Consider the following 25577-nt stretch of genomic DNA (forward strand, 5'->3'; position numbering starts at 1 on the left):
TCATCCCAGCGCTCTGATAACGGTCTCGGCCTTGGTGACGACTGCCACGTTCTGCATGGCGAAGTTGACTGAAGCATTGTGCCAGTCGGCGTTCATGGTCGAGCAGCAGTCCTCCGGCACGATCATGAAATAGCCCTTGTCGGCACCGGTTCGCGCGGTGTGCTCGACGGACATGTTGGTCCAGGCGCCGGTGTTGATGATCATGTCACGCCCTGTCGCCTTGAGGATGGTCTCGAGCTTGGTGCCCTCCCAAGCACTCATGCGCATCTTCTCGACCACGAAATCACCGGGCCGCGGCTCGAGGCCGGAGACGGGCGCCGCGCCCCAGCTCCCGCGCACCATCGCTTTGCTGTCGACCAGCCCCTCGAACAATGGCGCGTTCAGCGTGACGCCGGGCGCACCCGGCTCGACCACGAACCAGATATGGATGATGGCAACGCCGCGCCCGCGTGCTGCTTCCGCCAGCCGGCGCACGTTTTCGATCACGTTCTGCTGACGCGCGTGCACGGGGGCGCCGGACTCGGCAAAGGCGCCACCATCCATGACGACGTCGTTCTGAAGATCCTGGATGATCATGGCGCAGCGCTGCGGATCGAGCAGCAGCTCGCCGCTGGTGAGGATCGGTGCTGCTGCCGAAGAGCTGGCACCCGCGCCGCCAGGCTTGCCGCTCATATAAGGCTCGTGCCGCGGCCCCGTTCGGGTCGGGATCGCGTAGACCGAATGAGTTGCGGTGAGATAGAGCGTGCGGAAATCCGGGCCGCCCCAGGCGAGATTGGCCACGAGCTCGGGCACCCGCACCTTGCCGAGCAACTCGCCGCGCGGCGAATAGACCCAGACGCCGCCGGGCGCGGTGACCCAGACATTGCCGTGCTGGTCGCACTTCATGCCATCGGGCAGGCCCGGCTCGAGCTCCGACTTGATGCCGCCTGCGAACACGCGCGCGTTCGACAGGGGGCCGTCTGCGTTGACATCGAACACGCGGATCAGGGCCTGCACGGTGTCATTGACGTAGAGCAGCTTCTCGTCAGGTGAGAAGCAGAGTCCATTCGGCTGATCGAACAGATTGCGCTCGACCACGAGCTGCGGCTCGCCGCCCGGCATGACACGATAGACGCCCTGGAAGCCGAGCTGCCGCGGCCGCTCGACGCCATAGACGGGCATACGTCCATACCAGGGGTCGCTGAAATAGATCGCTCCGGAGGAGTGCACGCAGACGTCGTTGGGGCTGTTGAGCTCCTGGCCCTGAAAATGGGAGGCCAGGACCTCGCGCCGTCCGTCGGCTCGTTCGCGGATCAGCGACGAGGTCGCGTGCTCGCAAACGATCAGGTTCAGCTCGGCATCATAGGTCATGCCGTTGCATTTGTTGGCGGGGCGCTTGACCTCGACGACACCGCGCCGCGCATCCCAGCGCCGGCGCACGTCGCCCGGCATGTCCGAAAACAGCAGGAAGTGATCGGCCGGATGCCAGATCGGTCCTTCCGTGAAATCGAAGCCGGTGCCGACTTGTGCCACCGGCGCGTAGGGGTCGATCAGGTTCTCGAATTCACTTCGCAAGGTGACGTGGGTCATCGGTCAATCCTCAAAGCATGATCCGGAAAAGTGCGAAGCGGTTTTCCGAAAAGATCATGCGCTACTAAGACCATCAGGCGGGGAACCAGTTACGCTGCGGCACCGACTGCACGATCGGTCCGGGCACTTGGTCATGCAGCCGTCCCACGACATTGCCGCCCTCGATCTTGGCGGGGCGGTCGTGCACTGGCAGCAGGTAGCGCGAATTGCTGAGCAGCTTCTTGATGGCCGCCTTCTCGGCGCGCTTGGTCGTGCCGTGATTGCCGGTCGTGCGGGGCTCCCAGTCGTGGATTTCGTGGAAAGGCGTGACGATCTGGTCGTTGAAATCGTAGATCACGTCGCCGCAGATGGTCGCGATGCCGTCGGCTGTGTGGACGATGATGTTCATCGAGCCTTCCGTGTGCGCGTTCGCAGCGTCGCAATAGACGCCGGGCATCAGCTCGATGGGACCGGTAATCTCGAGGTCGAGGAAGCGCAGCGCGCTCTTGGTGTGCAGACGGTCGATCAGATGCTTGATGTCGGGCGCGGGATATTGCGGGTGCATCAGGCCGGAGACCGAATATTCGAGCTCACGGCGGTTGACGACGACCGTCGTGTTCATAGGGAACAAATCGTCCTTGCCGGCGTGATCGATGTGCAGATGGGTGTGGCAGACGAAGCGGACGTCGCCCATGCGCACGCCATGTCGGGCAAGCTGATTCTCGATCATGTGCTCGTGGTACTGCAAGCCACGCATTCCCAGCGTTTCCATGATCTGGTTGGAGCGGTAGCCGGTGTCGACGACGACCGGGTAGGGGCCGCCGAGGATCAGGAAGCCGAGGGTGAGGACGCGGCGGGTGCGGCCGCAGTCGCGGCCCAGAACCAGAAAGCTCGATTCCAGCTCGATATCGCCATAGTCCAGGATCTTGATCTCCAGCGGCATTCTTTCCCCTCCCTGTCTCTGTTCGTGTGTTGCCCCTGCGCTACAGCCGATAGACGCGCATGGCGGTCATTCCAAAGATTGCCTCGCGTTGCGCGGTGCTCAGCGGTGCCGCGGCAGTGCGGAAGGCGTCGATCAACTCGCTATAGCTGGTCCACAATTTCTCGATCGGGAAATTCGATCCGAACAGGCAACGCTCGGCGCCGAAAGCCGCAACCGTGTCGGACAGCACCGCCGCGATGTGCGCGGGATCATTGCGATGGATGAAGGTGCCGAGCCCCGATAGCTTCGTCACCACGTTCGGACACGCGGCGAGGCGAGCCATTCCAGCGCGCCAGGCTGCGCGGCCCGCCGGCGAAAGATCCTCCAGCATGCCGGCGTGCTGAAGGATGAAAGTCACCTTCGGGCAAACCTCGACGAGGTTGGCTGCATCCGGCATTTGCGGCGTGAACACCTGAAGATCGAAGCTCCAGTCATAGTCAGCGAGGTATCCGATGTTGCGGCGGATCGTGGGGTCGAGACAGAGATCAGGCCGGACCGCAAAGCGGTAAAGCGGGTTATCATGCCAGTGCAGCTGCATGCGCACGCCGCGCACCAGCGGATAGCGCTTCAGGCGGTCAAGCTGCGGGCGGACGTCGTCGGCGGCGAAGTTGGCATAGGCGACGATGGCATGCGGCCAGCCGTGCTCATCGGCGGTCTGCTGCAGCCAGGCAGTCTCGTCCTCAAAACGATCATTGGCCCAGTTGGTCTGAACGTAGACCGAGTGGGTGACGCCGGTGCCTTTGAGATCCTCGAGATATTCGTGAATCGGATAGTCGCGCCGGATCGGTTCGTACGGCCCGAAGATGCGGGGCTGCATGGGGCCGATCAGCCAGGGCAGATCGGCCTGGCGCCAGATGTGATGATGGCCGTCGACGATATCGGTCACGCGACTCTCCTTCGTCCCAGCGCCAGCACGTGCGCGACGATCGACGCGCTCGATCCGCCGTCCACGAGATCATCGACGAAGGGCTCGATGGCGACCAGTGCTTCGGTCCGCGGGCGAAAGCCGGGGCTTGTCGCGAGGGGCGTCAGCCAGCTCACCCGCCAGGCACGCCGCGACAATCTTGCGACCGCGTCGCGCAAGCTATCGGGTTTGCCACGCTCCAGGCCGTCAGAAACGACGACCACCACCGCACCACGCGCATAGCCGCCGAAGCGCGGCACGGCAAGGAAGGCTTGCAGCGCGTCGCCGATGCGGGTGCCGCCGTCCCAATCGCTCACGAGATGCGCGGCGGCATTGAGCGCCTGCTCACGGCGCTTGACGCGTAGCGCACGGGTAACGCGGGTGAGGCGCGTGCCGAAGGTAAAAACCTCGATAGTGGGCGCGGCCTGCACCAGCGCGTGCGCGAGCTTCATGTTCTCCTCGGTACGGGCCTTCATCGAGCCGGAGACGTCGATCAGCAGCAAGAATTTTCGCGGTCGCTGCCGTCGCTTGAGGTGTCCGAGCCGCAAAATCTCGCCATCGCTGCGGACGGTGTCGCGCAAGGTTCGGCGCAAATCGGCGAAGGGACCGTGGCGCGCGCGCATGCGGCGATGGCCGCGCCGCTTGGGCAGGCGCCGCGGAGCCTCGCGCGCCAGGCGGCGCAGTGCATCGCTGCTTGATGTGACGGCGAACCGTCGTTCGACCAGAGCCTCGGCGCGCGTGGCTGTCAGCCCGGATTCGCTGGCTTCATCAGACAGCAGCGGGTCCTCGTCGCCGCGGCCTTCCTCTTGCAGCCGGACGGTCTCGTCGTCCTCACCCTCGTCGGTCCGCTCGATCACTTCGCTGCCGCGGAAGTGCAAATCGAACAGCCGGTCGAAGGTGGCGCGGCGTTCAGGCGGCGGGGCCAGCGTTGCGAGGGCAGCCTGCCGGATGTCGCCGAGGCTGCGCGGGCCGAGCAGCTCGATCGCGGCGAGGAAGGACGTGGTCTGTTCCGGCGCGACGGCGAAACCGTTGGCGCGCAGAAGCGCCACGAAGGAGATGAAGACGCGCACCGCGCGCGGCAACTGCAGTTCGGTGCTCATGCGGAAGCCTCCGCAAGCAAGGCGTCAAGTCGTGGCGAGATGAAGTGCAGGTCTTCCTCGTCCTTGAGCGCAACGCCGATCGCGCGCTTGAATGCATCCGGCCAGCGCGCGCCGCCCTTTTGAAGGAGGGTTGCGGCCTCGGCCCAGTCGACGGCCTCGGCGATCCCTGGCGCCTTGCTCAGCGGCTCGCGCCGGAGCTTGCCGACAGCGGCAACCACCGCGCGGGCCGTTGCCTCGGCGACGCTGGAGGCCCGCATCATCACGATGCGCGCCTCGCGCTCGGCGGTGGGATAGTCGATCCAGTGGTAGACGCAGCGTCGGCGCAAGGCTTCATGCAGGTCGCGTGTGCGGTTCGAGGTCAGCACCACGACGGGCCGCTCGGCCGCGCGCACCGTGCCGCGCTCGGGAATGGAGATTTGGAAGTCGGACAGGAATTCGAGCAGGAACGCCTCGAACTCCTGGTCGGCACGATCGATTTCGTCGATCAGCAGCACGGTGGAATCCGGCGCGCGCAGCGCGGCGAGCATCGGACGCTCGATCAAAAACGTCTCGCCATAGATGTCGATGCTCTCGTCGCCGGCCTGGCGGATCGCCAGCATCTGGCGCGGATAGTTCCACTCGTAGAGCGCGGCGGACGCGTCGATGCCCTCGTAGCATTGCAGGCGGATCAGCCGACGGCCGAGCACGGCGGCGATCGCCTTCGCCGCCTCGGTCTTGCCGACACCCGGCGCGCCTTCGAGCAGCAGCGGCTTGCCGAGCGCGAGGCCCAGATAGGCCGCGGTCGCGAGCCCCTCGTCGGCGAGGTAATAGGCCGCGCGCAATGCCTTCTCCAGCGCCTCCGGGCCATCGATGCCGACGATGTTGCTGCGAACGGCCATTGCAAACCTCAGCGCCGCGCCTGCGGCCGCGCGCCGCCCTGGGCCTTGATCGCGCGCAGCACTTTTTCAGGCGTGATCGGCAGATCGTCGATGCGCACGCCGACAGCGTTGAAGATCGCGTTGGCAACGGCGGGCAGCACCGGATTGGCGCACATCTCGCCGGGACCTTTGGCGCCGAACGGGCCATCGGGAGCAGGGCGCTCCAGCACGGCGATGTCGTGCGGGCAGATGTCACCAGGCCCGGGCATCGGGTACTCAACGAAGTCGCGCGGGCCGTGCACGGGATCAGGATAATAAGGTTCCGGCGTCTCGTAGAGCGCGTGGCTGACACCCATCCAGGCGCCGCCGACGAGCTGCTGCTCGACGAGGCGCGGGTTGAGCGCGCGGCCGAGCTCATAGGCCGAATCCATGCGCACCATGGCGACCTCGCCAGTTTCATCATCAACTTCGACCTCGGCGACGAGGCAGGCATGCGCATAGCAGGTCGCCGGCGACATCTCGCCGGTCTCCGGGTCGACGTCGGACAGCGGCACCAGGAAGATGCCGCGACCCGAGATGGTCTTGCCCTGCTTGAACTGCGCTGCGATCGCGACGTCCTTGGTCGAGATCGAACGGTGCGGCGCGCCCTTGACGTGGATATTGCCGCGCCCGTCGGTCTCGAGGTCGGCGGCGTTGACCTCGAGCTCCTCGGCGGCGGCCTCCATCATCACACCGCGGGCTTCGCGAGCCGCAGCCATCACGGCATTGCCGACGCGATGCGTGCCGCGCGAAGCGAACGAGCCCATGCAATGCGGGCCGGTGTCGGAGTCCGCCGTGTCGACATAGACGTCCTCGACGGGCACGCCGAGCGTCTCCGCGCAGATCTGGCGGGTCACGGATTTCATGCCCTGGCCGAGATCGATCGAGGACAGCGCTACCGTGAACTTGCCGCTGGGATTGGAATGCACCAGCGCCTGGCTGGGATCACCGCCGAGATTCATGCCGATGGGATAGTTGATCGACGCCATGCCGCGTCCGCGATGCCGGGTCATCTAGCGCCTCCTGGTGCCGAAGACGGAGGAGAAGCGGGTTGCGCCGTGCGAGGGGGCTGTCGGCCGCGGTGATGGCGGCGGTGCAGGTGGCGGCGGCTCACGCGGCGGCTCGCGGGTGACGGTGGGAGGCAGTCGGTCATAGGTCGTTCGCTGCTGCGCCGTCGCGGCGGGTCGCGCGCGAGATTCTGTTGGCGTCGGCGGAATGACGGCACGACTGCCGCCGCCGTCCTTGCGCGAGGACGCTCGCCTGAACTCTTCGCGGATCGGCCATTTGGCCTTTTCGGCTGCCACCTGCACGCACTCGATCAGCGCCGTGTTCTTCGCCTCGCGCCGATGCGCCTTCATGTCGCCGTCGCGATAGGCGTTGAGGATACGGAACTCCATCGGGTCCATGCCGACGAGATGCGCCAGCTTGTCCATCTGGCATTCGATGGCAAAATCCATCGCGGTGACGCCGAAGCCGCGCATCGCGGTCGCCGGCGTGCGGTTGGTGAAGACGCAATAGACGTCGCCATAGACGTTCGGGATGGTGTAGGGCCCGGGCAAATGCGCGGCGCACTTGACGGCTGCGTAGCTCGACAGTCGCGTATAGGCGCCGCTGTCGAAATAGGCGCGGATCTTGCGGGCGACGATGCGGCCATCGCGCATCACGCCATCCTTGATGTAGATGCGCTCGGCGCCCCGCGGCGGGCCATATTGCATCTCCTCCTCGCGCCCGAACACGTAGCGCACGGGGCGCCCTGTCAGCATCGCCCCGAGGATGGCGAGTGGTTCGGTCAGCGTATCCACCTTGCCGCCAAAGCCGCCGCCGACGGTGCCGCCGATGAAGTGGAAGGTGTTGGAGGGCACGTCCAGGATCTTGGCGCAGGTATCGACCGAGAAGAACAGCGCCTGGGTCGAGGTGTAGACGACGTAGCGGCCATTGGTGTCGGGCGCCGCGATCGCGCCGTTGGTCTCGGTCGGCGCATGCTCGATCGGCGACATCTGATAGCGCTGCTCCAGCACGTGATCGGCCGTCGCGAGCGCCGCGTCCGCATCGCCGAAGCGGAGCTTCTGATGATCGTAGACATCGTGATAAGTGAAGGTGTTCTTGGGATAGGTCTCATTGACCACGGGCGCGCCGGGCTTCAGCGCGTCCTCGACATCGAACACGGTCGGCAGCGGCTCGTAGTCGATCCGCACCTTGGCGATGGCCTCAAAGGCCTCGCGCTCACTGTCGGCAACGATGGCGACAATCGGCTCGCCCTTATAGCGAACCTTGTCGACGGCCAATGACGGCTCGTCGTCCTTGCCAAAATTGATGAGGCTCAACAGGGTGTTGAGATTGCGCGGTACGTCGGCGCCGCGGATGATCCGGCGCACGCCAGTCGAGCGCTCGGCTTCAGTCGTGTCGATGCGGCGCAGCCGCGCATGGGGGTGGGTCGAGCGGACGACTTTCAGATGCAGCATGCCTTGCAGCTTGTGATCGCCAAAGTAGGTCGAGGTGCCCGTGACGTGGCCGAGCATGTCCTGGCGCTGCGTGCCCTTGCCGATCTCCTTGAGATTGTCGTCGCGCTCGTCGGCGAAGATATCCTTGCGCAATTCCAGCATGGCAGATGTCCTCAGGCGCTGGCCCGGCCGCCCGAGGCGGCGAAAATGGCGTTGATGATCGGTTCGTAGCCGGTGCAGCGGCAGATGTTGCCGGAGATCGCTTCCACGATCTCGGCGCGGCTCGGCTGTGGATTACGGTCGAGCAGGGCCTTCGCAGCCATCAGCATGCCCGGCGTGCAGTAGCCGCATTGGGCCGCGAAATTGTCGGCGAAGGCGCGCTGGAGAGGATGTAGGCTCGGGCCTTGCTTCAAGCTGTCGAGCGTTTCAACGGAACGGCCGGCCACGGTCTCCGCCAGCGTCAGGCAGGAGAGATAAAGCTCGCCATCCACAAGCACGCTGCACGTGCCGCAGCCGCCCTGGCCGCAGCCGAATTTCGGCGTCATGTCGCCAATCAGCTCGCGCAGTGCCACCAGCAGATTGGTGCCGCCATCGACGAAGATGGCGACGTCGCGGCCGTTGTGACGAAATTGCAGGGGAGTCTTCGACATGACGGTCTATTCCTGACCCGAGAGAAGGCGACGCAAATGCACACCGACGATCTCGCGGCGATACCAGGCGCTGCCGAGTGCATTGTCGGATGGTGATGTCCCTTCGCCCGCGGCGGATGCTGCGGCGGCGATGGTAGCGGCGTCGAGCGAACGGCCCTCCAGCGCGCGCTCGGCGGCGCGCGCGCGGATCTGCGTCGGCGCCATCGATCCCAGCGCGATGCGCGCGCCGGCGATGCGGCCGCCGCTGATGGGCAGATGCGCCGCGAGGGTGATGACGGAGCCGCCCTTGGGCTTGATGCGGGCGATCTTGCGATAGCGGAAGGCCTCCGCACTTGCCGGTCGTGTACAGGAAACCGACAACACCAGCGTGCCGGCCTGACGCTCGCGCGATTGCAGGAATTCCTCGATCGGGATATCGCGCGCGCCAAAACCGCCTTGCATGGCGACGGTGGCATCGAGCGCAAGCAGGGCGACCGCGAAGTCGCCATATGGATTGGGTGCGAACAGATTGCCGCCGACCGTTCCCATGTTGCGCACTGCAGGCCCGCCGATCGAACGGGCAGGGGCGTGCAGGAAACCGAGATCGCGCTCGGCCAGAATCTTCGCAAAGGTCACGCCGGCGCCGAGCGTGACGCGCGGACCAGATGCGTCGATCCGGGACAGCGCCTGATCGTTGGCGCGCACGACGGTCGAGATCGAGATATCGCCCTCATTCAGTGCGCGCATCACGAGCGTGCCGCCGCCAAGGTAGCGCGCGCTACGGTCCGACGACAGGGCTGCGGCCGCTTCGCTGGAATTCGTAAAAGTCTTCACCGTCACAGACATGGCTACGTGGCCTCCTTCAGATGCCGGCGGATGGCCTCGAAGCCGGCCTGGTAAATGTCTTCCGCGACCTTATGGGTGATGCGGGCCGCGTCCTCGGGTTTCGTCGTGAAGCGCGATTCCCAGTGCCAGAAGGTGCGGTCGCCGTCGGTGACCGGCAGCAGGCGGACATGGGCCACGTAGTTGAACATGGGAATGGGTGTATCGAGAAGGCAGTAACTGAAGGTCTGTTCGAGATCGGAGAGCGCCAGCAACTGCTCGCGCAGCTCCGAGCCGTCCTTCAGCTTGAACCGCCTGATGCAGCCGATCTTGTCGGAGGGGTGTGCACGCTCGATCGAGGTGGTCGCGACCGCCGGATGCCAGCGGTCATGGCCGTTGAAATCGCGCAGCACGGCCCATGCAGCGTCGCTCGGCGCGTCCAGGATCGTGCTTTTGACGATATGCGGCACGGCCGTCACCCTCCGAACACCCGCTTGAGCGCGTCGAAGCCGCCCTGGAATACGCCGCCGCCGATATTGTTGACGAGCTCGGTCTCCCGCTCCGGCGCGCAGTCGAATTCGGCGGTCCACTCCATAAAGGTCTGGTCGCCGTCGGTGACCGGAGTGAGGCGCAGCGTCGCGACATAGTTCTCGACGCCCATGGGAGATTCCAGGATCGAATAGGTGCAGAACATGTCGTAGTCGGAGAGGCCGAGCAGCTTCTCGCGGATGCGGTCGCCGTTGCGCAGGCGAAAATCCCTGACGCAGCCAATTTTGTCGGAGGGGTCGCCGCCCTCGATGCGGCTCTCGGCGATTGCCGGGTGCCAGTTCGGCATGCCATTGAAGTCGCGCACCCGCGCCCAGACGCGGTCGTTACGCGCATTGACGACGGTTGAGACGTAGACGCGGGCCATGATGCGACCTCAACTCTTCTTCCGTGGGCCACGCTCGGCCGGCGGCCCACCTTCGGTGGAGGGCGCGGGCGCGGCGGCCGGCTTGTCGCCTCCACCTCCGCCGCTCTTGCGTGTGGAATCCTTGATGCCCTGCATGTCGCGGGCCTCGCGGATCAGACCCGGCATTTTGGCGAGGCTGCCGCCTTCGACGCCGATGTCGGAGAGGATGGAGTCGATCAAGGGCGCCTGGACGCGGTAGCGCAACGCCGAATCGATCACCTCGTCGGTGGCACTGCGGCCGCCATTGCCACCGCCATGGCCGCTACCGTTGAGGCCGTCGACCTGGAGGATACGGATGCCCTCGATCTTTTCCATCGGCTTGACGCTCTCGCGCACGATGCCTTCGATGCGATCGAGCAGCTTTCTGCGGAACAGCGAGTAGCGCGCTTGATCGGTCAGCACGTTCTCGGCCTCGTTCAGCATCCGCTGCGCTTCAGCCTCGACCGCGGCGCGAACACGCTCGGCCTCGGCGGCAATGCGCGTCTCCTCGGCCTGCTTCTCGGCGAGCAGCACCTCGACCGTCTTGCGCCGCTTGGCGATCTCGCTCTCCCGCGCCGTGACGACGCGTTCGGCCGCTTCCGTTGCCCGCATGCGGGCTTCCTCGGCCGCGGCGCGCGCAGCCGACTCCTCCAGCGACTTCTGATGGATGGCGATGGCCTTTTCCATCAGGACCGTCTCGACCTCCTTCTCGCGGTTCACTTCCAGCTTCCGCAGCTCGCGCTCGCGGCCGATGCGGGCTTCGTCCAGACCCCGGTCGGAGGCAATGCGGGCACGCTCGACTTCTTCGCGTGAGGCAATCTCGGCTTCCTGCAAGGATTGGACGCGCGCGACCTCGAGCTGCTCGATCGCGCGGCGGCGCTCGATACGGGCGGCTTCCAGCGCCTGCTCGCGCGAGACGTCCGTGGTTTCGACCTCCTTGCGCGCGACGATCTCGGCCTGCCTGACCTGGCGGTCGGCGTCGATGCGCTCGGACTTCTTGGTCGATAGCGCGATGACGCGATCCTCATCCGCGATCTCGATCGCCTTCTTCTGCTCGATGTTGAGCACTTCGCGCTTCTTGGAGGAGTTGATCCGCTCGGCTTCGAGCGCGAGGTCGACGCCAATGCGCTGGCGCTCGATGGCGTCGCGCCGCTTCAGCTCGGCCGCCTCCAATACGCCGGTTCGCTCGATTTCGAGCGCGCGGGTCTCACGCTCGGCCTGGATGCGCTCGGCGGCAACCGCTTTCTCCTGCGCGATGCGCGCGGCCTCGATCGCCTCGCGGGAGGCAATGTCGGCTTCCTCGACAGCGCGGTTGCGGGCAATCTCGAGTGAGCGGACCCTCTCTTCCTGGGCAATGCGGGCGGCTTCGGTGGCTTCGCGTGCAGTGACACCGGCGATATCCAGGGTCTGGTTGCGGTCGATCTCCAGCTGCCGCGTATTCTGCTCGGCGGCGATCCGCTCCGCAGCAAGTGTGCGCTCGCGTGCGATCCGCGCGGCCTCGACTGCCCGCTGCGCCTCGATCTCGGCCTCCTGGATGGTGCGCACCTGCTGGATCTCCAGCGCGCGGGTGCGTTCGTCGGACGAGATACGCTCGACATTGACAATCATGGTCTGGGCGATGCGGGCCTTTTCAGTAGCCTCGCGTGCAGCGATCTCGGCCTCATCGACGGCGCGGGTACGCTCGATCTCACGGCGCCTCGTCTCTTCCTCGTTGGCAATGCGGGCGTCGGTCACCACGCGATCCTGCTGGATGCGGGCTTTCTCGATAGCTTCACGCGCGGCGATCTCGGCTTCCTCGACGGTACGCATCCGTTCGATCTCGCGCTGGCGCACCTCGCGTTCGGAGGCGATGCGCGTCGTATCGATCGAGCGCTGGTTGGCGATCCGGGTCTTTTCGACCTCCTCGCGGGCGAGCAGCTCCTTCTCTTCGATGGTCCGGGTCCGCTCGATCTCCTTCTGGCGGGTCTCGCGCTCGGAGGCGATGCGGGCCTCGGCAATCGCCTGATCGTTGGCGATGCGGGCCTTCTCAATGGCTTCGCGCGCGGAAATCTGCGCCTGCTCCGCCTCGGTCTCGCGTAGTGCGCGCTCCCGGGCGACCTCGGTGCGCTGAAGCGCGCGGCGCATCTCGATGTCGCGTTCCTGCTCGAGGCGCGCGGTCTCGCTTTCGCGCTCGATCTCGAGGGCCTGCCGCTCGGCTTCCAGATTGCGCGAGCGAATCTTGATCATCGAGTCCTGCTCGATGTCGTTGCGCAGCTTGCGCTTGGCCTCGATGTCCTCCATCAGCCGCGTCAAGCCCTCGGCGTCGAAGCGGTTCGAGGGGTTGAAGAATTCGAGGTCAGTCTGGTCGAGATCGGTGATCGCGACCGATTCGAGTTCGAGACCGTTCTGGGCGAGGGCTTCGGCGGCGTTGGTCTTGACGCGCGCGACGTAGTCGCCGCGCCGCTCATGCATCTCCTCCATGGTCATCTCGGAAGCAACCGAGCGGATGGCGGAGATGAACTTGCCGGCCAGCAGGGCGTGGAGCTGCTCCGGCTCCATGGTGCGGCGGCCGAGCGTGGCGGCCGCGATCGAGACCGCTTCGCGGGTCGGCTGCACGCGGACGTAGAAGTCGGCCTCGATGTCGACGCGCATGCGGTCACGAGTGATCACGGCGTCCTGCCTGGAACGTATGATGCCCATTGGCAGCACGTTCATGTTGACCGGCGTGTAGTCGTGGATGAAAGGCAGCACGAAAGCGCCGCCATTGATGACCACGCGTTCGCCGAGGAAGCCGGTCCTCACGAACGACACCTCCTTGGACGAGCGGTGGTACAGCCAGTTCACGATGTAGACGCCAACCACGATGACGACGATCGCGACGATCAGCCAGAGGATCAATTCACCGACCAAAATCCCCGACATCTTTCCCTCCCTCGAACGTGTCGGCGTCAGCGCGCGCCGATCGCCTTGAATCTGCGAACCTGGTCCGTCAGCGCCCGCTCCACGGGCAGGCGCTCCATCGAGGACGCGCCGTAGAAGCCGTGGCAGCGACGGGTGTTCTTCATGATGAAATCGGCATCCGCGGGATCCGCGATCGGACCGCCATGGGCGAGCACCAGAATGTCCGGGTTGATACTGAGCGCGGCTGAGGCCCAGGTGTCGATATGCGCCGGGCAATCGGCAAGCTTTGGCGCGGTCTGCGCCCCGATCGTGCCGCCGGTCGTGAGACCGAGGTGACAGACGATGATATCGGCGCCCGCGATCGCCATCGCGGCGGCTTCCTTCTCGCTGAAGACGTAAGGCGTCGTCAGCATGTCCTTCTCGCGCGCTTTCGCGATCATGTCGATCTCCAGCGCGTAGGACATGCCGGTCTCCTCCAGATTGGCGCGAAAAATCCCGTCGATCAGCCCGACCGTCGGAAAGTTTTGCACGCCGGCAAAGCCGAGTGCCTTGAGCTGGTCCAGGAAGGCGTCCATGTCGCGGAACGGATCAGTGCCGTTGACGCCGGCGAGCACCGGTGTGTTGCTGACGACGGGCAGCACTTCGCTGGCCATTTCCAAGACGATGGCGTTGGCATCGCCGTAAGCCATGAGGCCGGCGAGCGAGCCGCGCCCGGCCATGCGATAGCGGCCGGAATTATAGATGACGATGAGATCGACACCGCCGGCCTCTTCGCACTTGGCGGAGAGGCCCGTGCCGGCGCCGCCGCCGACGATCGGCTCGCCGCGCTTTGCCATCTCGCGAAATCGCTTCAGCAGTGCCGCCCGTTCAAACCTGGCCATCGGTCACCTCACCATTCTCCGGCGCGCCCCGGTGCGTCCGAACAGGGTTTTGAACGCACTGACAATCGTGGAGGCGAACTCGGGATCGTTGATGTTGTTCTTGACGCGGATGAGCTGACGATTGCTCGTCTGTCGCACCGTGCGTTCGAGCGCACGGAACAGCGCGGCATCGGCCTCGGGGTCCCAGAACGGCCGTCCCTGCGCATCGAGCGCGGAGACGCCTCCCTCGGGAATGAAGAACCGCACCGGCCCGTCCATCTGGTTGAGCCGCTCGCCGATCCATCGCCCCATGCGCTCGTTCTCCTCGACCGTGGTCCGCATCAACGTGACTTGCGGATTGTGGACGTGGAATTTGCGGCCGCGATAGCGCTCGGGGATGGTGTCGGGCGCGCCGAAATTGACCATGTCGAGCGCGCCCGCAGAGCCGACATAGGGTACGCGGCTGCGGATGATCGCGCCGAACCGGTCCTCGGTGGCCGGAAACACGCCGCCCATCAGGAGGTCGCAGACCTCCGTCGTCGTGAGATCGATAACGCCCGCAAGCTGGCCGGACTCGACCAGCTTCTCCATCGAGCGTCCGCCGACGCCGGTGGCGTGGAAGACGAGGCATTCGAAATCATCGCGCAGATCGGCTGCGATCTTCTGCACCGCCGGAGTAGTCACGCCGAACATGGTGATGCCGATAGCGGGCAGGCTTGCGCTTGCGGCGCGCTCGTTCGCCTCGCCCTGCTCGAGACGCGCCTTGACCATGCCGCCGAGCGCGTTGGCGCCGTTGGCGAGCACCGCGCGGGAGATCGAGTTGAGGCCCTGCACGTCGGTGACTGAGTACATCATCGTGATGTCGGCCGGCCCGACATAGGGGCCGACGTCGCCGGATGCGACCGAGGAGATGATCAGCTTCGGGACGCCGACGGGAAGGGCGCGCATGCCGGGTGCAACGAGCGAGGCCGCGCCCGAGCCACCGGCCGAGATGACGCCGGCGACGTTGCCCTGGCGGCGGAGCCAGCTTGCGAAGGCGTCGGCCATCGCGGTGACGGCAAGGCCGCGGTCGGGTCCGAACACGGCCGATCCGCCACGGCCGTGGTTCAAGGCGATCTCTTGGGCGGAGACGTCGCAGCTCGTGTGCCTGCCGCTGGTGGAGACGTCGACGAGGCGCGTGCGCAGGCCGCTTTCCGCGATGATATCGCGGATGAAGCGCAGCTCAGTAGCTTTGGTGTCGAGCGTGCCGACGACGAGTACGACGGGCGGGCCGGAGGTTTGCGCCGCAACCGGTTCACGCTTGCGCCGCGCCGTTTCGTCGAGGCGCGCGACTTGCGTCGAGAGCGTGCGCGCCGCGGCCTCGATGCGGGCGATCGGAACTGGCTGCGACCAGCGCGTCGGCGGCGTCGGATTGGAGATGTAGATACGGATCGGACCACTCGGACGCGTAGGCTGCGGTGCAGCTTTTGCCTCAGAACCGGCCGCGGGAACATCGATGTCCGCCTCGAGCCCGGCATGAAGCCCAACACCAAGCAGGCGCTGCTGCAAGTCGCGGTCGGCGGCAAGGCGAACGGAATCGATGATGCGATTGATCCGGCCGTTCACCATGATCGCCACGTTGCGCGAGATCGCGGTGGCAACGCCGATGTTCTGCTCAATCACAAGCACCGACATGTCGCCGTCCTCGCCGAGCCGCAGCAGCATCTCCTCGACCTGGGCGACGATGACGGGCGCAAGACCCTCGGTCGGCTCGTCCATGATCAGGAGCTGCGGATTGGTGAGGAGGGCGCGCGAGATCGCGAGCATCTGCTGCTCACCGCCGGAAAGCTGGCCGCCGCCGTGGCCCTTGCGCTCGGCGAGTCGCGGAAACGTGTCGTAGATGCGTTCGACGGTCCAGGCACCACTGCGGATGCCGCCGGCAAGCCGCAAATGCTCGTCGACGCTGAGCGACCGCCAGAGGCGGCGTCCCTGCGGCACATAGCCGACGCCGAGGCGCGCGATATGCGCCGGCGGCCGCCGCGTGATGTCTTCGCCCCGAATACGGATCGAGCCGCCGCTCACCCGCACCAGCCCCATGATCGCCTTGCACAGCGTGGTCTTGCCCATGCCGTTGCGCCCCACAACGGAAAACACGCCGGCATCGAGCGCGAGGTCGACGCCCTGCAGGGCGTGCGAATGGCCGTAATAGACGTCGAGGCCCTTCACCTCGAGCGCCGGCGCGGAACGGCGGACCTCATTCATGGCCGCCTCCCAGATAGAGCTCCTGGACCTCGGGGTCGGACTGGATCTCCTGCGGCAGGCCCTCCTTGAAGATGCGCCCGTTGTGCATCATCGTGACGCTCTCGACGACGCGCAGCGCCACGTCCATGTCGTGCTCGATGATGATGTAGCCGATATGGGCGGGCAACGAGGTCAGGATCTCGATCAGCTCCAGCCGCTCGGTCGGCGACAGGCCCGCGGCCGGCTCGTCGAACAGCACGAAGCGCGGGGCGCCGGCGAGCGCGAGCGCTATCTCGAGCTGACGTTGCTGGCCGTGTGCGAGCTCGGCGACGCGTTGATCCCTGACGTTCGTCAGATGCACCGCCTGCACGAGATTGTCAGCGGCATGCATCAGCGCGTCATTTTGGCCCGGGCGCAGGAACGAGAAGCGCCCGCGCGAGACGCCGCGGCAGGCGAGGTAGACGTTGTCCTGCACCGTGAGGCCGGGGAACAGCGCGGAGATCTGGTAGGTCCGCCGTAGGCCGCGGCGGATGCGCTCATACGGTGGGAAGCGCGTGATGTCTTCGCCGAAGAAACGGATGGTGCCGGAGGAGGGCGGGAAATCGCCGGTGATGCAGTTGAACAGCGTGGTCTTGCCGGCGCCGTTGGAGCCGAGCACGGCGCGCCGCTCGCCGGGCCGCACGGTGATGGTGACGTCGGTCAGCGCAGCGAGCGCACCGAACAGCCGCGTCACGCCGCGCAGCTCGAGCGCTGCTCCGGCGCCGACGGTCGAGAGGCGATGGGCGACGCTATCCATGACCGGATCCTCGACTGGATCCTTGGCTACTCCGCCCACCCGGGCGCGTCGGGGTGGTGCGCTGGCGCCAGCGCTGCCACAGGCCGATGACGCCATCCGACGACCAGAAGACGATGGCGAGGAATCCGAGCCCGATCAGCAGCCGGAAACGGTTGCCGTCGAGCCCGATCTTGACCAGGAAGTCGAGCGCGAAGGTACGCAGCAGCACGAAGATCAGCGCGCCGATGTAAGGGCCGATGGGCCGCGTTATGCCGCCGACGATCGCAATGATGAGAATGTCGATGCAGGCGCCGACGCTGACCGAGCCGGGCGAGATCTGTCGGTAGTTCCAGACCTGCAACACACCGGCCAGCGCGGCGACGAAGGATGCGAAGGCGTAGGCCGCGACGCGATGGGCATTGACGTTGAAGCCGAGCGTCGCCATGCGGCGCGGATTGTCGCGCACGCCCTGCAAGGCAAGGCCGAACGGCGCCCGCGAGATGTATTCGACCGCGAAATAGCACAGCGCGGCAACGCCGAGCACGATGTAGTAGAAGGGAATATCGGCGCGCCAGTTGATGCCCCAGAAGCGCGGCGTGCCGACGTTGTTGATGCCGGTGTGGCCGTTGAAGATCGCCCAGTTCTGGTTGGTGAAGTAGTAGAAGGCGGCACCGATCGCCAGCGTGATCATGATGGTGTAGATGCCCTCGGTCCGCACCGCGAGCGCGCCGCCGAGCGTGCCGAAGGCGGTGGCGAGCGCGAGCGCCATCGGCACCGCAAGCCACCACGGCCAGCCCAGGCTGATATTGGCGTTGTCGCTGGTGCCGAACACGGCGACCATGTAGGCGGCAAAGCCCGCGACGGTGAGCTGCATCAGGCTGACCATGCCGCCATAGCCGGCGAGGAACATCAGGCTCAGCGCGATGGTGCCGAGGATCAGCGTCGTCGCAAAGATCTCGATCAGGAAGAAGCCGTTGGCGATCAGCGGCATGATCAAAAGGATGACCGCGACGATCCAGGCGGCGGGATTGTCGATCTCCGGCCAGCCACGCAATGCGGGCCGGTGCGCGCCGGAGGCGGTGCGAACGGAAACGCGTGCGTCGTGGGTGACCGACATGTCAGCGCCTCGCAAGCAGGCCTTGCGGCCGGAGCGCCAGCACCAGCACCATGATCAGGAAGGTCACGACGATCGCATAGGTCGGGATGTAGACCGAGCCGAGCTGCTCGGCGAGGCCGATGATCAACGCGCCGAGCGCCGCGCCGGGGATCGAACCCATGCCGCCAACGATCACGACGACGAGGGAGGCGAGCAGGAAGCGGATGTCCTCGCCGGGCGAGAGCGATTGAAACGTGCCACCGACGACGCCGGCGATGCCGGCAAGCCCGGCGCCCAGCGCAAACACGAGCACGAACACGACCTGGATGCGCACGCCGGTCGCGGCGAGGATGTCTCGGTCATCGACCCCGGCGCGGATGATCATGCCGATCCTGGTGCGGTTGAGCGCCAGCCACATCGCGATGCCGATCACCACGGAAGCGGCAAAGATGACGAGCCGGACCAGGGGATAGCGCAGATAGACCGGCTCGCCCGAGGATTTGAGCGCTGTGATCAGCGGCAGCTCGACAGGGCCGATCAGCCAGTTCGGGGTCTGGATTTGGTAGAAGTCGCCGCCGGCGGCCCACAGCATCAGGTCGGCAAACACGATCGAGAGCCCGATCGTCACCATGGTCTGGCGCAGATCCTGGCCCTCCATGCGGCGGAAGACGATGACCTGGAGCAGGATGCCGACCAGCGCTGTCAGGATGAAGGCGACGATGAAACTCAGGATCCACGAGCCGGTCGAGGCGCTGATGGCGTAGCCGACATAGCCACCGAACAGATAGAGCGAGCCGTGCGCGAGGTTGACGTTGCGCATCAGGCCGAAGATCAGCGTGAAGCCGCTTGCAACCAGAAAGTAGAGGCCGCCGAGCGTGATGCCGTTGAAGACGGCATTGAGGAACACCCGCTTGCGGCCGATCGCCTCTTCCAGCCCCGGCGGCCAGACTGCGAAGATCAGCCAGAGCGCGAGCGCTATCGCGATGATGACGATCAGTGCCCATGCAGGATGGCGTTCGACAAAGCGGGTCATGGCAGCCGCTCCACCGCGGGCGCGCCGCGCCGACGATCATTCCGATGCAGGTCAGACAGCCCTGAGCAGGCTGCGTACCACGCCATGGACGTGCATCTCCCTGGGCTCGCGATCCTCTGGCGGGATCGCGTTCCGCGCATCCTAGCGAGGACACAAGGAGGGCGTTTGATCGAGAGTATCTTTTCGCGCGCGGCGCTACGCGCGCAAAACCTTGGCGGCGCGGCGATAATCGGTCGGGGCCATGCCGACATTGGCAGCGAAGAAGCGGGTGAATCCGCTCTGCGAGGAGAAGCCGAGATCAAAGCCGATATCGGCGATCGGCGCTTCGCTCGCGACCAGTGCCTCCAGCGCCTGCTCCATGATCAGCGTGTTGAGGTAGAGATGCGGGGTGACGCCGGTCTGGGTCCGGAACAGCCGGTAGAAATGCGGGCGCGACAGGCCGGATTCACGCGCGATGGTGTCGAGCTCCATCTCGGCGCCCGGACTTTCCGACATCAGCTTGATGCATTTGCGCACGCGGAAGTCGGTGACGGCGCCGGCCGCCCGGGCATCGCGGGCGATCTCGGCCTGCTGCCAGCTTTCGTCGTAGCAGATATCGATCAGCCGCCTGAGCTCTGAGTCGAGGCTCGAGAGCGAGGGGGCGCCGCACACCAGCGCGGCGGTCCGTCTGATGTGCTTGTCGAGCGCCGGCGTGCGCTTGAATTGGGTGCGGCCAAAACGCAGCCGGTCGGCGCCGGGCGCATCGGGCGCGAACCACTCGGCGTTGACGTAGAGCACGAAGAAGATCGCGCCGGCGTCGAGATCGGAGGGCAGGAAATTGTGCGGTTCCCAGGGATTGACGGCGACAACGGAGGTTTCATTGAGTTGGAAACGCCCATCGCAAACGTCGATGCACGCAGGCATGCCGCCGACATGGAAGATCAGATGACCCTCGCGATGCGCGTGGATGTTGAAAGGGCGGTTCAACTGGTAGACCGTCGCCCGACCAAACCGGCCATGGAAGACGGCGAGCGCCCGGCTCATGCCATCCCCTCCCGATGTTCTGTTGTTTTGCCGTTAGCGTTCAACAACCGGGGAGAGATTGCAAGGGCGGTGAGATCCGCGCCTCGCAAATCGCTCCCCGGTCGCCGCGGTTGCGAACGTGATTGCGTCAGTACTTCTTACATTCCGGTACTGTACGGCTCGGCAGCCCGATCTTGGCAAACACCGCCGGATCGTAGCCGAGGGTCTGGTTCACGTTCGGAATCACCTTCACGACCTTCGAGAACAGCGCGCCCTTGCCGTCATCGACGACCTCAGTCACGAAGTTGGTGCCGATCGCCTGGCGGTTGGAGTCGAGCTTGATCTTGCCGTTCGGCGCGTCGATCTCGAGCTTGGCCAGCGCAGCCTTGTACTTCGACTGATTATCGCTGAGATCACCGTTGACCTGGCGCAGTGCGAGGATCAGCGCCATGGTCGAGCCGTAATAGTTGGTCGCGAGCAGCGACGGGCTCGGGAAGCGCTTGTTCGGCGGGAAGGCGTCCTGATAGTCCTTCACGAACTTCTGCCAGCCCGGATCCTCCCAGGTGTCGGCCTGGCCGCTCGCTGCCAGCGTGCCGATCAGCGCGTTCTTTGCGTTGCCCTTGGAGGACAGGATGGTCTGGTCGATCATGATCGAGCCGCCCATCAGGTGCGCCTTGCCGCCGGCCTGCTGGTACTGGTTGAGGAAGTTGACGGCGTCGGCGCCGCCCAAGCCAAGATAGATCGCATCGACATCGTCGGGGAGCGCGGCGATGACCGAGGCAAAGTCCTTGGTGCCGAGCGGCACCCATTGCCGATTGGTGACCTGTCCGCCCATGCCGCAGAATTCGAGCACGAGGCCGAACACCTGCGTGTAGATGAAGGAATAGTCTTCGCCGACCGTCGCGATCTTGCGATAGCCCTTGTTCTCATAGGCGTATTTGCCGAGGCCAACCTGCCACTGCGCGCCGTCCATGTTGTAGCGGAAGAAGTTTGGCGCGGGATCGACAAAGGTAGTTTCCTGGGCGCCGGAGGCCGCGTTGATGAAGGTCAGCTCGGGATGGGTTTTCGCGAAATTCTTCACCGCGATGCCTTCGTCGCCGGACAGCGGCGAGAGCAGGATCTGCACCTTGTCCTGCTCGATCAGCTTGCGCACGGCACGCACGGCGGAATCAGGCGTTGCATCGGTCGAGGCGATGATGAATTCGAGTTCCTTGTCGCCGACCTTCTTGCCGAGCACGTTGAGCGCCGTCTGATGGCCGCGGATGCCGTCCTCGCCGAGCACGGTGTAGGTGCCTTCGAGGGTTGCGGTGACCCCGACCTTGATCTTCTCCTGAGCCATGGCTGCGCCCGAAAGCAACAGGCTGCTCAGCGCGATAAGTCCCACACTGCCTTTCAACATTGCTCTCCTCCCTTTAGTCGTCATTTTTGTCGTCATTATTTGACGGTAGCTGGTCGGCACGACGCTCACGGTTCTTGAATGAAGGCTAACCGAACTCGGATGCAGCGCACGCGTCGGAGCCATGCGTGGCTTAACGGGCAGTCTCATTTTGAATGTTGCGTCGCAAATGGTTCCGCGGTGCAATAGGCGAAGGAATGCGGCGTGGTTGAATCGCATGCTGCCCAGTGGCGGAGCGCCCGCAAATGGTGTTTTTGGTGCTGGGGAGCGGCGCTCCTGCCGTGTCGCGCGGGTGACAACGAACGAGAAAAGGACCGATGCAATGAACTCGGAAACGGCCAGAATGACACTGACGGCGAAGGATGTTTTGCCGGAGGACGGGACGCGCGGCACGCTGGTCGGCCGCGTCTGGCTGCCGCAGGTTAATGGTCCTGCCGTGGTCGCGGTACGTAGCGACGGCGTGTTCGACATCACAGCGCGGTTTCCGACCATCAGCGCGTTGTGTGAGGAGGCCGATCCGTCAAAGGCTGTGCGCGAGACCAGGGGCGAGCGGATCGGCGATCTCGAGGCGATCGCGGCCAACACGCCGCCCGACCAGCGCGATCGGCAAAAGCCCTGGTTGCTCGCGCCGGTTGACCTTCAAACCCTGAAAGCCGCCGGCGTGACCTTTGCCGTCTCCATGCTGGAGCGCGTGATCGAGGAGCGGGCGAAGGGCAACCCGGCGTCGGCCGAAGCGATCCGGAAAGAAGTGACCCGGCTGATTGGCGACGATCTGTCTAAGCTCAAGCCCGGCTCGGACGGGGCGATGCGGCTGAAGCAGGTGCTGATCGAGCAGAACGCCTGGAGCCAGTATCTCGAGGTCGGCATCGGCCCCGATGCGGAGGTTTTCACCAAGGCGCCGGTGCTGTCGTCCGTCGGCGCCGGCATGGATGCCGGGCTGCATCCGAAATCGACCTGGAACAATCCGGAGCCGGAGCTGGTGCTGTTCGTGTCGAGCCGCGGCAAGATCGTCGGCGGTGCGCTCGGCAATGACGTGAACCTGCGCGACTTCGAAGGGCGCTCGGCGCTGCTGTTGTCGAAGGCCAAGGACAACAATGCCTCCTGCGCCATCGGCCCGCTGCTGCGGCTGTTCGACGACACCTTCTCCCTCGATGACGCACGCAAGCTGGACATCAGCCTCAGCGTGATGGGGCAGGACGGATTTGTGCTCAACGGCCATTCCTCGATCAGCAAGATCAGCCGCGATCCCACTGATCTCGTCGCGCAGACGATCGGCACCGTCCATCAATATCCTGATGGCTTCGTGCTGTTCCTCGGCACGATGTTCGCGCCGGTCGAGGATCGCGATGCGCCGGGGCAGGGGTTCACCCACAAGCACGACGACATCGTCACGATCGCAGCCCCCGCGCTCGGCAAGCTCACCAACCGCATGCGCACAAGCGACGAGTGCGAGCCCTGGAGCTTCGGCATCGGCGCGCTGATGAAGAACCTGGCGCAACGCAAGCTGATCTAAGCCAATGACGACTTCGGATCGGAGCACCGACTCGTTCGGCTCCAGGCCAGGTGTGGTTCACCACCGACACCTGGCGTTCCGACGGGCATGAGGAACAGCTGGTGAGGGCCATCCGTCCATTCAGGCGAAAGCCGAGTACCGCGACAGCCGAAAGAAGGGTTCGACATCGTACGTTGGATCGATGGCGAGGCGGGCAAGTTTTTCGCCGATAGCAGGCGCAAACTTCGCGCCGTGACCCGAACAGGGCGAGGCGACGATCAGCCGGGAATTCGGCCATCGATCGATGATGAACTCCTGGCCGTTGTCCGGTCGGTGGTCGGCTGGCAGAGTGTTGGTGTAGAGGCAGATGTCGCGATCGACGATCGGACCGGAAGCGCCCGGGACGAGCTCGGCTAGCGCTTTTCCGACCGGCAACAATTCAGCATCGGTCGCCGGCCGGTCCCAGTCGTCGGCGTCCACCTTCGGTCCATGATTATGGGGTGCCGCTTTCACGCCACGCAGTTCGAAATCCGGGAAACCATACACGACATCGTTGGGGCCGCGTTCAAGGATGAACAGTGGAAAGCGGGCGGGTGACACGGTCTCGGGTCGGATGGCCTTAAACCAACCCACGGCCTGCCGCGTCACTTCGAGAATCGGAGCGATCTTGGGCAGGGCGCGGCCGAGCCATGGGCCAAGAGTGAGGATGACCTGCCGGGCGAAAACCTCCCGGGTCTTGGTGCGCACCATGACGCCGTCCGGACGACAGTCGATCTGCGCAGCTTCCGGAAAAATCCGCGCGTCGGCGCGCGTTCGCATGATCCTGAGGGCGACTTCGGCCTTTAGAATGGCCCCACCGTCCTGCACGACCACATCCCAGTCGGCAGGTAGAGCAAATGCGGGGAATTCCCGGTTTGCCGTAGCGGCCGACCAAGTGGGATCCGCATGGCCCTTCGCTATCGCCGCAGCGCGCGAGGCCGCGACCATCGCCGATCCGGGCCGGCCGGCCTCCAGAACCGGAGACGGTATGAGAATTGTTTTGCCGGTGTCGGCCTCCAGCCGCTTCCAGCCCGCAAGGGCTGCGTCGCTCAGATCGGTATAGTTGTCATTCTCGAAGTTGAAACGTCGGAACACCCGACATGAACCGTGAGAGGAGCCGCGATTATCGCCGGGGCCAATCGGGTCGAAGCCCAGCGCATCAACGCCGGCGTTCAGCAATGCGTCGAGCGCCGCGCTGCCCATGAGGCCGAGCCCGATTACGGCGACATCGCACGTCCGCATTGCTCCACCTTCCGACCGGTGCGCACAGCGCTAACAGAGTTCAAACTATACTGAGCCCTTCGATAGGCGACTCCACATTTTCGCGTTCGTCTTTTTGTCGTGTTTGGGGGGAAAATCGCGCGTAGCGAGCGCGCGTGAAAAAATTTTGAGGATCAGTCATATAGTCAAATAATATGACTATACGGCACCAGACTTCCGTGAAATAGTGCCTCCCGCCGCCCCGAGGGGCGGTCTAGCAGGTGCCATAATACCAATTGGCATCCGAGATAAACATTTTTTTGGGAGACACGCCTGATGACCCTCAAAGCCCTCTTTGCGGCCAGCGCCACCGCCGCACTGCTGCTTTCGCTGCCGGCCAATGCCGGCCAGCTCACCATCGGTTTTTCGCAGATCGGATCGGAATCCGGATGGCGCGCCGCTGAGACCTCGGTCTCCAAGCAGGAAGCGGCCAAGCGGCAGGTCAACCTGAAGATCGCCGACGCCCAGCAAAAGCAGGAGAACCAGATCAAGGCGATCCGGTCCTTCATCGCGCAGAACGTCGATGCGATCTTTCTCGCGCCGGTCGTTTCGACTGGATGGGACGCGGTGCTGAAGGAGGCCAAGGAAGCCAAGATCCCGGTCGTGCTGCTCGACCGCGACATCGATCCGTCGGGCAAGGACCTCTATCTGACCGCGGTCACCTCGGACAGCGTGCACGAAGGTGCCGTCGCCGGCGAGTGGCTTGCCAAGACGGTCGGCGAGAAGGCCTGCAACGTCGTCGAATTGCAGGGCACCGTCGGCGCCAGCGTCGCCACCAACCGCAAGAAGGGCTTTGACTCCGTCGTCGCCAAGCATCCGAACCTGAAGGTGGTACGCAGCCAGACCGGCGACTTCACCCGCGCCAAGGGCAAGGAAGTGATGGAGAGCTTCATCAAGGCCGAAGGCGGCGGCAAGTCGATTTGCGCCGTCTATGCGCATAATGACGACATGATGGTCGGCGCGATCCAGGCCATGAAGGAAGCCGGTCTCAAGCCCGGCAAGGACGTCCTGACCGTCTCGATCGACGCGGTTCCCGACATCTTCAAGGCGATGGCCGCAGGCGAGGCCAATGCCACTGTGGAGCTGACGCCGAACATGGCTGGGCCCGCGCTCGACGTCATCGCCGCCTTCAAGGACAAGGGCACCGCTCCGCCGAAGTGGATCCAGACCGAATCGAAGCTCTACACCGCCTCCGACGATCCGCAGAAAGTCTACGACAGCAAGAAGGGCCTCGGTTACTGAGCCCTATCGTGCGCCACTGTGGCGGGCGA

At 65.0% G+C, this 25577-nt stretch carries 22 protein-coding genes; 2 read left to right on the top strand and 20 right to left on the bottom strand.

What is annotated here, in order from left to right:
• From SO139_RS22350 to SO139_RS22440, 19 genes are all read right to left on the bottom strand, one after another.
• Positions 1–1569, bottom strand: a complete 1569-nt coding sequence (locus tag SO139_RS22350) for an isochorismatase family protein (protein ID WP_498540562.1) — start codon at positions 1567–1569, stop codon at positions 1–3.
• A 73-nt stretch (positions 1570–1642) separates the two neighbouring features.
• Positions 1643–2491 carry an MBL fold metallo-hydrolase gene (locus tag SO139_RS22355; RefSeq protein ID WP_449378324.1) on the bottom strand — a complete coding sequence of 283 codons (849 nt, stop codon included), beginning with the start codon at positions 2489–2491 and terminating at the stop codon, positions 1643–1645.
• 40 nt (positions 2492–2531) lie between these two features.
• Positions 2532–3416, bottom strand: a complete 885-nt coding sequence (locus SO139_RS22360; protein WP_498540563.1) for an amidohydrolase family protein — start codon at positions 3414–3416, stop codon at positions 2532–2534.
• Positions 3413–4534 carry a vWA domain-containing protein gene (locus SO139_RS22365; RefSeq protein ID WP_449378326.1) on the bottom strand — a complete coding sequence of 374 codons (1122 nt, stop codon included), beginning with the start codon at positions 4532–4534 and terminating at the stop codon, positions 3413–3415. Before SO139_RS22365 ends, SO139_RS22360 begins: the two co-directional genes overlap by 4 nt.
• Positions 4531–5412 (bottom strand): AAA family ATPase, encoded by an 882-nt coding sequence (locus SO139_RS22370; protein ID WP_449378327.1) that lies wholly within the window; start codon positions 5410–5412, stop codon positions 4531–4533. The genes SO139_RS22365 and SO139_RS22370 overlap by 4 nt, the downstream gene beginning before the upstream one ends.
• A gap of 8 nt (positions 5413–5420) precedes the next feature.
• Positions 5421–6443 carry a xanthine dehydrogenase family protein molybdopterin-binding subunit gene (locus SO139_RS22375; protein ID WP_449378328.1) on the bottom strand — a complete coding sequence of 341 codons (1023 nt, stop codon included), beginning with the start codon at positions 6441–6443 and terminating at the stop codon, positions 5421–5423.
• Complete coding sequence (locus tag SO139_RS22380; RefSeq protein WP_449378329.1) at positions 6444–8033, bottom strand: xanthine dehydrogenase family protein molybdopterin-binding subunit; 1590 nt, start codon at positions 8031–8033, stop codon at positions 6444–6446. It abuts the gene before it with no gap.
• Between the two features lie 11 nt (positions 8034–8044).
• Positions 8045–8521: a (2Fe-2S)-binding protein gene (locus SO139_RS22385; RefSeq protein WP_449378330.1), complete on the bottom strand. Its 477-nt coding sequence runs from the start codon at positions 8519–8521 to the stop codon at positions 8045–8047.
• A gap of 6 nt (positions 8522–8527) precedes the next feature.
• Positions 8528–9346, bottom strand: a complete 819-nt coding sequence (locus tag SO139_RS22390; RefSeq protein ID WP_449378331.1) for an FAD binding domain-containing protein — start codon at positions 9344–9346, stop codon at positions 8528–8530.
• A 2-nt stretch (positions 9347–9348) separates the two neighbouring features.
• Positions 9349–9792: an SRPBCC family protein gene (locus tag SO139_RS22395; protein WP_449378332.1), complete on the bottom strand. Its 444-nt coding sequence runs from the start codon at positions 9790–9792 to the stop codon at positions 9349–9351.
• Positions 9793–9797: 5 nt separating this feature from the next.
• Positions 9798–10235, bottom strand: a complete 438-nt coding sequence (locus tag SO139_RS22400; protein ID WP_449378333.1) for an SRPBCC family protein — start codon at positions 10233–10235, stop codon at positions 9798–9800.
• Between the two features lie 9 nt (positions 10236–10244).
• Positions 10245–13154 carry a flotillin family protein gene (locus SO139_RS22405; protein WP_449378334.1) on the bottom strand — a complete coding sequence of 970 codons (2910 nt, stop codon included), beginning with the start codon at positions 13152–13154 and terminating at the stop codon, positions 10245–10247.
• A gap of 26 nt (positions 13155–13180) precedes the next feature.
• Positions 13181–14014, bottom strand: coding sequence for a phosphoenolpyruvate hydrolase family protein (locus SO139_RS22410; protein ID WP_449378335.1), 834 nt, complete (start codon positions 14012–14014; stop codon positions 13181–13183).
• 3 nt (positions 14015–14017) lie between these two features.
• Positions 14018–16234, bottom strand: coding sequence for an ABC transporter permease (locus SO139_RS22415; RefSeq protein WP_449378336.1), 2217 nt, complete (start codon positions 16232–16234; stop codon positions 14018–14020).
• Complete coding sequence (locus SO139_RS22420; protein WP_449378337.1) at positions 16227–17009, bottom strand: ABC transporter ATP-binding protein; 783 nt, start codon at positions 17007–17009, stop codon at positions 16227–16229. Before SO139_RS22420 ends, SO139_RS22415 begins: the two co-directional genes overlap by 8 nt.
• Positions 17002–18105 carry a branched-chain amino acid ABC transporter permease gene (locus SO139_RS22425; RefSeq protein ID WP_449378338.1) on the bottom strand — a complete coding sequence of 368 codons (1104 nt, stop codon included), beginning with the start codon at positions 18103–18105 and terminating at the stop codon, positions 17002–17004. The genes SO139_RS22420 and SO139_RS22425 overlap by 8 nt, the downstream gene beginning before the upstream one ends.
• Position 18106: 1 nt before the next feature.
• On the bottom strand, positions 18107–19117 hold the full coding sequence (locus tag SO139_RS22430) for a branched-chain amino acid ABC transporter permease (protein ID WP_449378339.1): 1011 nt from the start codon (positions 19115–19117) through the stop codon (positions 18107–18109).
• Positions 19118–19312: 195 nt separating this feature from the next.
• Positions 19313–20140 (bottom strand): helix-turn-helix domain-containing protein, encoded by an 828-nt coding sequence (locus tag SO139_RS22435; RefSeq protein WP_449378340.1) that lies wholly within the window; start codon positions 20138–20140, stop codon positions 19313–19315.
• Positions 20141–20267: 127 nt separating this feature from the next.
• Positions 20268–21518, bottom strand: coding sequence for an ABC transporter substrate-binding protein (locus SO139_RS22440; RefSeq protein ID WP_449378341.1), 1251 nt, complete (start codon positions 21516–21518; stop codon positions 20268–20270).
• A 340-nt stretch (positions 21519–21858) separates the two neighbouring features.
• On the opposite strand from SO139_RS22440, the gene SO139_RS22445 reads away from it, so the two are divergent.
• Complete coding sequence (locus tag SO139_RS22445) at positions 21859–23028, top strand: fumarylacetoacetate hydrolase family protein (RefSeq protein ID WP_449378342.1); 1170 nt, start codon at positions 21859–21861, stop codon at positions 23026–23028.
• Between the two features lie 120 nt (positions 23029–23148).
• Here SO139_RS22445 and SO139_RS22450 read toward each other — a convergent pair whose 3' ends face one another.
• A complete protein-coding gene (locus SO139_RS22450) occupies positions 23149–24288 on the bottom strand; it encodes an FAD-dependent oxidoreductase (protein WP_449378343.1) in 1140 nt (379 codons plus the stop codon).
• Between the two features lie 294 nt (positions 24289–24582).
• On the opposite strand from SO139_RS22450, the gene ytfQ reads away from it, so the two are divergent.
• Positions 24583–25548: a galactofuranose ABC transporter, galactofuranose-binding protein YtfQ gene (ytfQ, locus tag SO139_RS22455; RefSeq protein WP_449378344.1), complete on the top strand. Its 966-nt coding sequence runs from the start codon at positions 24583–24585 to the stop codon at positions 25546–25548.
• Positions 25549–25577 lie beyond the last annotated feature (29 nt).

Source organism: Bradyrhizobium sp. UFLA05-89 (genome assembly GCF_059803475.1).